Raw genomic sequence first — 10,410 nt, 5'->3', positions numbered from 1 at the left:
TCTGGCCTGACATCGGCAAATACCCGGCGTTGCGCAGGGTCGCATCAAAGCGGTTGAACAGCCCATCGATCGCACCGACCTGGGTCAGACGCTCGCGAAACAGCCAGACCGTTTTGGCATCCGGCACCCGATCTGAAAGTCCCAGCCCAAGGAAACGCATGAACGACAGACGGTCGTTGATCAGATATTCCGTCCGCTCATCAGACAAATTGTTGAGCGTCTGGATCACCAGAATTTTGAACATCAGCACAGGATCAAATGGCGGTCGTCCGCCTTTGCTTCCGTCAGAATACGCCAGAGCTTTCTCCAGGCCAGGGCGGAAGACTTCAAAATCCACAGTCCGGGAAAATGCTTCGAGCTGATCACCAAGCCCGCTCAACCGGGAAAGCCGCTCTTCAACGTCAAAAAATCCCGCCTGCTTCATAACGCCATTCCCTCTGTCAGAACCGGACAAATGGAATCACAGAGCAGACCTTAATACCAGAGAGTTTTTCGAACCCTCCACCTGCATTCGTCCAACATCAAAAAAAGAGACGGACACAGATTCTCTGCAGGCGTGGCTTTTCTGCACAGCCCCGTCGAACGGCAGAAAACAGAGGTTTTCAAGAGCCTTACCCCTCGGGACCCCAATAAAATACATAAAATTAATATGCGGGATAGATTTGGTCTATATATGACAAACTATGTCTTGACGAAGGAAAAAGGAACCATCCCGATCCTCGTCCCGGCTTCCCCGGGAGCCTTGCGTCAGGAGCATCTGAAAAAGATGTTCCGGGCCGGGGGCCGGAATTCACGCCTGCAGTACGGAGTTACGCAAGCACATGAATGCCATTGTCGTCACCGCCTTGCGGAGACCGTACACATTCGTTGTTCTGTCAATTCTTATAGTCATGATGGGCTTTCTTTCCATGAGAAAGACCCCGACCGACGTATTCCCCAATATCAGGATTCCGGCCATCGCCGTGGTCTGGAGCTATTCGGGAATGCTTCCTGAGGAATTCGCCGGACGAATCATGTACAACTTCGAACAGGGGGTCACCTCCACTGTCGAAGGCATCGACCATATGGAGGCAGATTCCTTCTATGGCCGCGGAATTGTAAAAATCTATTTCCAGCCGGGCACCAATATCGGCGCCGCTGAAGCAGATGTGACCGCCATATCACAGACGGTCCTGCAGCAGCTCCCCGAACATATCGCCGCCCCGATGATCATGAGGCTCGAAGCCTCCTCCGTCCCGGTCATCACCCTGCAGCTGACATCGGACAGCATGACGCCCTCCGATCTGTTCAAACTCGCCTTCATCCGGCTCAGGGCGCTGCTCGTCACCGTCCCCGGCGCCGTCGTGCCGCACCCCTATGGCGGTATGGACAGCTTCGTGATGATCGCCCTGAACCAGAAACAGCTCCAGGCCCATCACCTCTCCGCCATGGACGTGCAGAACGCGCTCGACAGCCAGAACGTCGTCCGACCGGCCGGAGACCAGAAAATCGGCGCGACAGACTGGATGGTGCAGACAAACGCAACACCCAGAACACTCAGCGATATCGCCGATATCCCGATCAAACGCGTCGGAAACGCCGTGGTCTATATCCACGACGTCGGAGACGTCTATCGCGGAGGACACCCGCAGACCAACAGCGTCATCGTCAAGGGACGCCAGGCTGTCATCATGGTCGTCATGAAAAGCGGAGAAGCCTCCACGCTTGATGTCGTCAATGACGTCCGCAAGATGATGCCGCGCCTGCAGTCCGTCCTGCCGTCCTCCGTCCATCTGAGCATCCTCAACGATGCCTCGGGCTTCGTGAAAGACTCCATCCAGGACGTCGTACGCGAAATGGGAACCGCAGCCGTCCTCACAGGCCTCGTGGTGCTGCTCTTCCTCGGCTCCTGGAGACCGACGGTCATCATCGCAACCTCCATCCCCCTGGCCATCCTCACCTCCATCATTTGCCTCGGATGGGCCGGACAGACCATCAACGTCATGACACTCGGCGGCCTCGCACTCGCCGTCGGCATCCTCGTGGATGACGCAACCGTCATGATCGAGAATATCGATACCCACCTGGAAATGGGGAAAGAACTGGAAACCGCCATCATCGATGCGGCCAACCAGATCGTCATCCCCACCTTCGTCTCCACAACCTGTATCTGCATCGTCTGGCTGCCGCTCTTCACCCTGGGCGGCGTCGCGGGATGGCTGTTCTTCCCCATGGCCGAAGCCATCATCTTCGCCATGATCGCCTCCTTCATCCTGTCCAGAACCCTCGTCCCGACCATGGCCAAATACCTCCTCGCCGGACACGTCCACCCGGGCGCCCACGGCCAGGAACACGAAGCCATGCCCCACGGGCACAATGTCTTCACACGCTTCCAGAAAGGCTTCGAACGCAAATTCACCAGCTTCCGCGAAGCCTACGGACGCCTGCTCACACGCCTGATCGAACGCAGGAAAATGTTCGTCAGCGTCTTCCTCGGCCTCTCCGTGATTTCCTGCGGACTCTACATGATCGCCGGACGGGACTTCTTCCCCGAAATCATGTCCGATCAGCTGCAGATGCACATGCGCGCCCCGCTCGGAACCAGGATCGAGGTCGCAAGCCGCGTCGCATCACTCGTCTCGGATAAAATCCACGACCTCCTGCCCGGAAAAGTGGCCTCCGTCGTCAGCAACTGCGGACTCCCCGAAGGCCCGCATAACCAGGCCTTCATCCCCACACCCACGCTCGGAGCCCAGGACTGCGATCTGACCATCGCACTCAATGACGAGGAATCCCCCGTATGGGACTACCGCGCCACACTGCGCAAAGGACTCTCAGCCGCCTTCCCCGGAACGGTCTTCACCTTCCAGCCCGCGGATCTGACGGCAAAAATCCTCAACTTCGGATCACCCTCGCCGATCGACGTGAAAATCGGCGGCCCGGATATCCACGAAAGCTATAAATACGCCGTCGCCCTGACCGCACGCCTGCGCAAGGTCTCCGGTGCCGCCGACGTGTCCCTCCAGCAGACCATGGCCACACCGACACTCTTCGTCGAAGGAGACCGTACCTTCGAACAGGCCACCGGAATCCAGGAAGGAAACCTCGCGGACAACGAACTGATGACACTCTCGGGAAGCTCCCAGGTCGACCCGCAATACTGGTTCGATCCGAAAATGGGCGTCACCTTCACACTCAATACATACGTCTCACAGGACCAGCTCACACACTACAACAACCTGCTGACCATCCCCGTGGACAAGGGAGACGGAGACCCGTCCGGAAAATCCATGCAGCTTCTGGGCGCAATGGGACGCATCCACGCCATCGGAACCCCCGGAGAAATCTCCCACTACAACTCCATGCCCTCCTTCGACATCTACGTGTCAGCAGAAGGCAGAGACCTCGGATCAGTCCTCTCCGACGTCCGCAGGGAAGTCGATGCAACAGCAAAGGATCTCCCCCGCGGTGCCGCCGTCAGCATCGAAGGGCAGGGCACGACAATGCGCAGCGCCTATATCGAACTGGTCGGCGGCCTGCTGGTCTCCATCGTCCTGATCTACCTGCTGATCGTCGTAAACTTCCAGTCCTGGCTTGACCCCTTCATCATCATCTCGGCCCTGCCCGGAGCACTGGCCGGAATCGGATGGAGCCTGTTCCTCACCCGCACGCACCTCTCCGTGCCGGCCCTGACCGGAGCCATCATGTGCATGGGAACCGCAACCGCCAACTCGATCCTGGTCGTGTCCTACGCCCGCGAACGCCTTGAGGAACACGGAGAACCGCTGCGTGCCGCCCTCGAAGCCGGATACGGCCGTATCCGCCCCGTGCTCATGACCGCATCCGCCATGATCGTCGGCATGATCCCGATGTCGATCAGTAACTCCCAGAACGCCCCGCTCGGAAAAGCCGTCATCGGCGGCCTCCTCGTGGCCACAATCTCAACACTGCTTTTCGTTCCCTGTGTTTATGCAATTTTCTACGGTCGCAGGACCGCACGTAAGGAGACAGTCTGATGGCGAACTCTGCCGGTCGCCGTTCCGCGCTTTTCATCGGCGCGGGCGCTCTGATCATAGCCTGCGGAGGGGTCGTGGTGTCACGGATACACTCCGAACACAAAGCGGAAGCCACAACCGCCTGGAACGCCATCCCGGATGTCGAGATCATCTCACCCCGGCCGGGCGCGAAAACCGTCTCCCTGACGCTGCCCGGAACGGTCGATGCCTGGTACCAGGCCCCGATCTATCCGCAGGCAACCGGATATGTGAAGATGTGGTATAAGGATTTCGGTGCAGAGGTAAAAGAGGGAGATATCCTCGCCGAAATCAACTCGCCCGGACTGGACGCACAGTTCCAGCAGGCAAAGGCAGACCTTGCCGCCCAGGCCGCAAAATACAACCTGTCCGTCGTCAGCGCCTCACGCTGGCAGGCCATGGCCAGATCCCAGGCCGTCTCCGGACAGTCCGTCTCCGTCGCGGAAGCCAACAAAAAATCCGGCTACGCGGAAATGCAAGCCTCACAGCATAATCTGGATCGTTTCGAAGCACTCGAAAAATTCAAGACCGTCGTCGCCCCGTTCGACGGCATCGTCACCTCACGTAACATCAACGTCGGAGACTATGTCAGCTCCGGAGGCGGAGAACACAGCGAAAGCGGGGAATCCACCCAGATGTTCGTCGTCTCGGACATGCACAAAATGAGACTCTTCGTGTCCGTGCCGGAAGTTTTCGCCTATATCCTCAAACCCGGACTGACAGCCTCCGTCAGCGTCCCGCAGTTCCCGGGCCGTAAATTCGAGGCCAAATTCCTGACAATGGCCAAAGGCTTCGATCCCAACACCAGAACCGCCGTCACGGAATTCACGATCGATAACCCCGATCACCTCCTGTGGCCCGGAACCTTCGCCTCGGTCTATCTCACAGCCCCCGCAGACGGCGGCGTCCAGCAGATCCCGACCTCAACACTCGTGTTCCAGGAAAACGGAATGCAGGTCGCCGTCGTGGATGGCGAAAACCACGTGCATTTCAGAAACATCCAGGTCGGACGCATGGCCGATACACACACCGACGTCATCTCCGGACTGAAACCGGACGAGAAAATCATCCGCAACCCCCCGGCCGATCTCCTCGAAGGCCAGGAAGTCCGTGTTGTTGTCCCGGCCAAAGGCTACGAGAAAGAAGACGAGGAGATCGAGGGATGAAACAGAAAATCCCCCGTTCTGGTAAGCCGAAAAGGCAGAGCAGACTGACAGCCCGGAAACTGTCGTCTGCCGCACTCGGACTCACGGCCATGGCCATGCTCTCGGGATGCGACCTCGCGCCGCAATACAAACCGCCGCAGTTCATCGTCCCGGCAAGCTGGAACGGGCAGGCCCCGTTCGCAAAGGCAACACCGGCCGATACACAGATCCCGACAGACTGGTGGACCCTGTTCAGCGACCCGGTGCTCAACGATCTCGAAAGCCGGGCCGTCGCACAGAACGCAGATCTGCAGGCCGCAGCAGAAAGATTCACACAGGCCCGCTCCCTCGTGATGCGCGCCCGTGCAGACCTCCTGCCGCATTTCGGCCTGGCCTTCGGAGCCTCGGATAACAAACAGTCTGCCGATGCCCTGTTCCGATACAAAGGCGCGATCACACAGACAGACGAGTTCTACGGAGGCCTCGCCTCCTGGGAGCCCGACTTCTGGAGCGAGATCCGTAACCAGGTCCGTATGAGCAAATACGCGGCACAGCAGAAAGCCGCGGATTTCGCAGCCGCACGGCTGAGCATCGAGGCCGAACTGGCAAACGACTATATCGCCCTGCGCGGATACGACGCGCAGGAAGCGATCTATGACCGCTCCATCTCATATTATGAAAAAGCCGTGTCCATGACAAAGACACAGATGGACAACCAGGCCGCACCACGTCTCGATCTTGCCCGTGCACAGAACAGACTTTACGTCACACAGGCCGCGGAACTGGATCTTAAGGCCCAGCGCCAGGTCACGGAGCACGCCATCGCCGTCCTCACCAACACGGCGCCGGAAAGCTTCCACATCGCCCCGCTGAACCGATTTGACCTCCGCCAGGTCAGCGTCCCGCTCAGCGTCCCCTCGGACCTGCTGCAAAGACGGCCCGATATCGCCGCCGATGAACGCACGATGGCCCAGGCCAACGCCTCCATCGGCGTCTCACGCGCTGCCTTCTATCCGCATATCTCCCTGCACGCGGATGGCGGCTTCCACGCCAACGGCTTCGACCTCGCCAACCTCGCCAACAGCGCCTGGAGCTACGGCGCCACCGCATCCATGCCGATCTTCGAAGGCGGAATGCGCCGCGCCGCCCTGCAATACGCCTGGTCCGCCTACCGCGAGACCCGCGACGACTACCGCTCCTCCGTCCTCTCGGCCTTCCGGGAAGTAGAGGATCAGCTGTCCCGCACCCGTCTCCTGCACGCGGAAGACCTGCGCCTCAGACAGGCCGTCAGTACCGCCATCGACATGCAGAACATGACCATGACGCTCTACAAAGGCGGCCTCTCGGACTATCTGAGCGCCATCGTCGCCCAGGAAGCCGCACTTGAGGCACAGATCTCGGAAGTGCAGGTCGCCGCACGCTCCGTCCAGGCCTCCGTCAGCCTGATCCGCTCGCTGGGCGGCGGATGGAACGACAGACTGCTCCCCACACCGGACCAGACCATGTCCTTCGACGTGCTCCAGTACGACGGGCTGCATCACCCCGCACCCGCCGGCGGAATCGAAACCACCGAACCAGCTAAATACGAAAACCTCACCGGCGCGACCGTCATACCGCACACCCTCGCCGCAACAGCCCGCAGAGCAGGCTGAAAACTCTCCGCTGAACAAAAAAATTCAGCCATTTAAACCCGGGTAAAAACAGTTTTACCCGGGTTCTCACATACCAGCACACCCCGGGCGGAAGTTTTCTGCCCGCCCCCCATACCCTGCCCCGGCACTTCGCGGCTATGATGCCGCCGGATGACAGCCGCCACCTTCTCCCCCGACGACGCCTGGGCCCTCACAGCCCGGCACGAAACGCTGCCGGTGCTCAGCCCGGACGGAGAACTGCTCGCGCTCACCCCCGAAGAACTGCGCCGCCGCGCCCCGCACGGCCCCTTCCTGATCGTCCACGCCCCCGCCACGGCCCGCCGCAGCCGGCTCGGCTTCCTGCGCGAAAGCCCCTGTTTCGACCTGCTCGAACTCTTCGCCTTCATCCACCCCGCCCGCGCCGCAGCCCCCACACCGCGCGGCCTTGCACTCAGCCTGGGCATCGAGGAAACGGAAACCGGCGTCACCCTCCTGCCGCGCCTGCTCAGCCGCCTGCTCGCAGACCTCAGACAGCAGGCCGCAGGCCCGCTCGCCCCGATCCTGCGGGCCTCCGCCCGGCAGCTCACCGAAGCCGGATGGATCTGGGGCAGCACCGTCCGGGATGCGCTCGGAGACGGACCGACCTCCTCCGCAGATCCCCTGCGCGTCTGGCAGAGCCTGCCGAAATGGGAGGAATCCGCCCCTCCGCCGCCGCCCGCCGCACAGCCCGTCACCGCCGCGGAAGCCCGCGCCCGCCTGCACGATCTCCTCGGTCCGACAGCGGAAATGCGCGCCGGACAGGCCGATTTCGCCGCGGCCGTCACCGCCGCCTTCCTCCCCCGCGAAACACGCGGCGCCCCCCATGTCGTGCTGGCCGAAGCCGGAACCGGAACCGGCAAAACCCTGGGCTATCTCGCCCCCGCCAGCCTGTGGGCGGAACGCAACGGCGGCGCCGTATGGATCAGCACCTACACCCGCCACCTCCAGCGCCAGATCGAGGCCGAAACCCGCCGCCTGCACCCCGATGACGCCCTGCGAAGGGAGCGCGTGGTGCTGCGAAAGGGGCGTGAAAACTATCTCTGCCTGCTCAATTATGAGGACATGGTCGTCAACGCCGCCACGCGCCCGCCAGCCGTAAGGATCGCCCTGCTGCTGCTCGCCCGATGGGCCCTGGCCACACGGGAAGGGGACCTGTTCGGCGGCGATCTGCCGGGCTGGTTCAGCGAATTCGCAGGCAGCGGCCTGCTCACCGCTGTTGCGGACCGGCGCGGAGAATGCATCCACGGCGCCTGCCCGCACTATCACACCTGCTTCGTGGAACACTCGGTCCGTCGGGCAAAACACGCCGATCTCGTCATCGCCAACCATGCTCTGGTCATGTCCCAGGCCGCCTGGGCCTCCATGGGCAGCGCAGAGGATGAGGATCAGGACACCCCCGACGAAGATACCCTGCCGACACGCTACGTGTTCGACGAGGGCCACCACATCTCCGACGCCGCAGACAGCGCCTTCTCAGCGGAATTCTCAGGTCTGGAAGCCGCAGAGCTGCGCCGCTGGCTGCTCGGCGCGGAAGGCCGTCGCTCCCGCGCCCGCGGTCTCAGGCGGCGTCTGGACGATCTGATCATCGGTATGCCCGCGCTGGAAACCCCGCTGGATGCCGTCCTGCTGGCCGCCCGCGCACTGCCCGCCCCGGGATGGTCCGCCCGGCTGAACGGAGATGACCGGAACGGAAACGATCCGGACCGCTCCCCCCCGGCCGCCCCTCCGGCAGATCCGGTCCTGCCGGAACTCCCGCCGCAGACCGGTCTTTCCGGAGTGTTCCTCCCCGCAGAACCACAGGCCATACTGATCCCGGACGAGGCCGTGCTCGCCAACCCGTCCGAAGCCCTCCTCCGGCAGCTCCGGCAGCAGGCTCTGGCCCGCACATCCGGCAGGGAACCGGGACAAAGGCAGCACGGGCAAAGAGAGCCGGGCCAGAGAGAAACAGGCCAGAGAGAAACAGGCCGCCGGGACAACGCCGAATGTGATCTGCACCCGACCAGCCCCGGTCTCGAAGAGGCGGCACAGGCGCTCGTCCGCGCCCTGATGCGCCTTGCCGAACCGCTGAAAACCCTGATCCATCGCCTCAAAGCACGGCTGAGCGAGGATACGGACGCCCTCGACAGCACCACGCGCACCCGCATCGAGGCCATGATCCGCGCGATCCGCCGTCGTGCCCTCAGCCGGATTGAGGCCTGGACCGCCATGCTGGAACAGATCAGCCGGACAGAGGCGGAGGAAGGCCCCCCGACCTATATCCATTTCATCCGCATCGCCCGGCAGCACGGGCAGAAACCCGGCGAATACGATGTCGGCCTGCACCGCCACTGGCTCGACCCGACCATCCCGTTCGCCCTGACCGCCGCCGCCCCGGCCCAGGGCCTGCTGATCACCTCCGCAACGCTCAGGGACGAAACCGGAGACCAGAATGAGGGCAGGGCGGAAGCCGCCTGGGATATGGCCGAAGCCCGCACCGGAGCCTCGCACCTTCCGGCCCCGGCCCTGCGCGCGGCCCTCGCCAGCCCCTTCGACTATGCCCGCCAGACCGAAACCCTGATCGTCACGGACGTCAATCCCGAAGATGCCGAAGCCGTCGCCGCGGCCTATCGCACCCTGTTTCAGGCCTCAGGCGGCGGCGGACTTGGCCTGTTCACCGCCATCTCACGCCTGCGCGCCGTACACCGCCGCATCGCCGCCCCGCTGGAAGCCGCAGGACTCCCGCTCTACGCACAGCATGTCGATGCCATGGATAATGCCAGCCTCGTCGATATCTTCCGCACGGAAACAGAGTCCTGCCTGCTCGGTACGGATGCGATGCGGGACGGCGTGGACGTCCCCGGACAGGCCCTGCGCCTCGTCGTGTTCGAACGCGTCCCCTGGCCCAGACCGGACATCCTTCATCGCGAGCGACGCCTGCACCTCTCCGGCGGACAGCCGAAAGACTATGACGATCGCATCGCCCGCCTGCGGCTGCGTCAGGCTTTCGGGCGGCTCATCCGCTCCGCAGAGGATCGCGGCGTGTTCGTCCTCCTGGACCGCCGCACGCCGTCGCGCCTGCTGGACGCCTTTCCGCGCGGCGTAACGCCCGTAAGAACCGGAATCGCAGACGCCGTGGCCCGCGTGAGCCGGTTCTTCACTCCGCAGAACTGAGATCCCGGGGCAGGGTGTTGTCCACAGCCACCCGCAGACGGGGCCGCATCCTGGCGGCAGAGCGGGGCAGAACCGCACTCGCCGGCGCGGAACAGTACAGAACAGGCCGGAAATCCGGCTCCTCCGGACAGGCCGTGCGGATTTCATCGTAAAGAGACGGAAACGATTCGGCCTCCTGCCTCCGTTCAGGACAGCAGTACCCGCAGGAGGTCTTCCTGCGGAACAGAAACGTCAGCGCAGAACCGAACAGAATACAGAAAAAAGCGCTCATGGGCGTGAAATCTCTTTGCTTCCCGCAGGACTCTCCGCCCCGGACTTTCAGGCAGGAAGCTTAATAAACAGTAAGTGTTCCGCATGATTTCACACCCGGTAACCACACCGGCCCGGGGCCATAAGATCTCCCGCGCATGCTTGCGGATTGACCGGACGGCG

General features: G+C 62.3%; 6 protein-coding genes. 4 read left to right on the top strand and 2 right to left on the bottom strand.

What is annotated here, in order from left to right; translation table 11 throughout:
* On the bottom strand, positions 1-424 hold a 424-nt coding region (locus LOC54_RS00330; protein WP_279311815.1), incomplete at its 3' end, for a transposase.
* A 397-nt stretch (positions 425-821) separates the two neighbouring features.
* Here LOC54_RS00330 and LOC54_RS00325 point away from each other — a divergent pair.
* The 4 genes from LOC54_RS00325 to LOC54_RS00310 all read left to right on the top strand — a co-directional run bounded on the left by LOC54_RS00325 (position 822) and on the right by LOC54_RS00310 (position 9,978).
* Positions 822-3,995, top strand: coding sequence for an efflux RND transporter permease subunit (locus LOC54_RS00325; protein WP_279311814.1), 3,174 nt, complete (start codon positions 822-824; stop codon positions 3,993-3,995).
* On the top strand, positions 3,995-5,179 hold the full coding sequence (locus LOC54_RS00320; RefSeq protein WP_279311813.1) for an efflux RND transporter periplasmic adaptor subunit: 1,185 nt from the start codon (positions 3,995-3,997) through the stop codon (positions 5,177-5,179). Before LOC54_RS00325 ends, LOC54_RS00320 begins: the two co-directional genes overlap by 1 nt.
* Entirely contained in the window at positions 5,176-6,810 is a 1,635-nt protein-coding gene (locus LOC54_RS00315) for an efflux transporter outer membrane subunit (protein WP_408740261.1), read from the top strand. The genes LOC54_RS00320 and LOC54_RS00315 overlap by 4 nt, the downstream gene beginning before the upstream one ends.
* 150 nt (positions 6,811-6,960) lie before the next feature.
* Positions 6,961-9,978 carry an ATP-dependent DNA helicase gene (locus LOC54_RS00310; RefSeq protein WP_279311812.1) on the top strand — a complete coding sequence of 1,006 codons (3,018 nt, stop codon included), beginning with the start codon at positions 6,961-6,963 and terminating at the stop codon, positions 9,976-9,978.
* Here the strand turns inward: LOC54_RS00310 and LOC54_RS00305 are convergent.
* Complete coding sequence (locus LOC54_RS00305; RefSeq protein WP_279311811.1) at positions 9,962-10,249, bottom strand: hypothetical protein; 288 nt, start codon at positions 10,247-10,249, stop codon at positions 9,962-9,964. The genes LOC54_RS00310 and LOC54_RS00305 overlap by 17 nt on opposite strands.
* Positions 10,250-10,410 lie beyond the last annotated feature (161 nt).

This window comes from Acetobacter sp. AN02, from assembly GCF_029759835.1.
Classification (GTDB): domain Bacteria; phylum Pseudomonadota; class Alphaproteobacteria; order Acetobacterales; family Acetobacteraceae; genus Acetobacter.
Note: the sequence above shows the minus strand (reverse complement) of the source record. Positions and strands in the feature narration are given on the sequence as shown.

Bases quoted from the DNA above. Each gene is read 5' to 3' on its own strand.
- LOC54_RS00320 (WP_279311813.1), top strand. From the start codon at position 3,995: ATGGCGAACTCTGCCGGTCGCCGTTCCGCGCTTTTCATCGGCGCGGGC.
- LOC54_RS00310 (WP_279311812.1), top strand. From the start codon at position 6,961: ATGACAGCCGCCACCTTCTCCCCCGACGACGCCTGGGCCCTCACAGCC.
- LOC54_RS00305 (WP_279311811.1), bottom strand. From the start codon at position 10,249: ATGAGCGCTTTTTTCTGTATTCTGTTCGGTTCTGCGCTGACGTTTCTG.
- LOC54_RS00315 (WP_408740261.1), top strand. From the start codon at position 5,176: ATGAAACAGAAAATCCCCCGTTCTGGTAAGCCGAAAAGGCAGAGCAGA.
- LOC54_RS00325 (WP_279311814.1), top strand. From the start codon at position 822: ATGAATGCCATTGTCGTCACCGCCTTGCGGAGACCGTACACATTCGTT.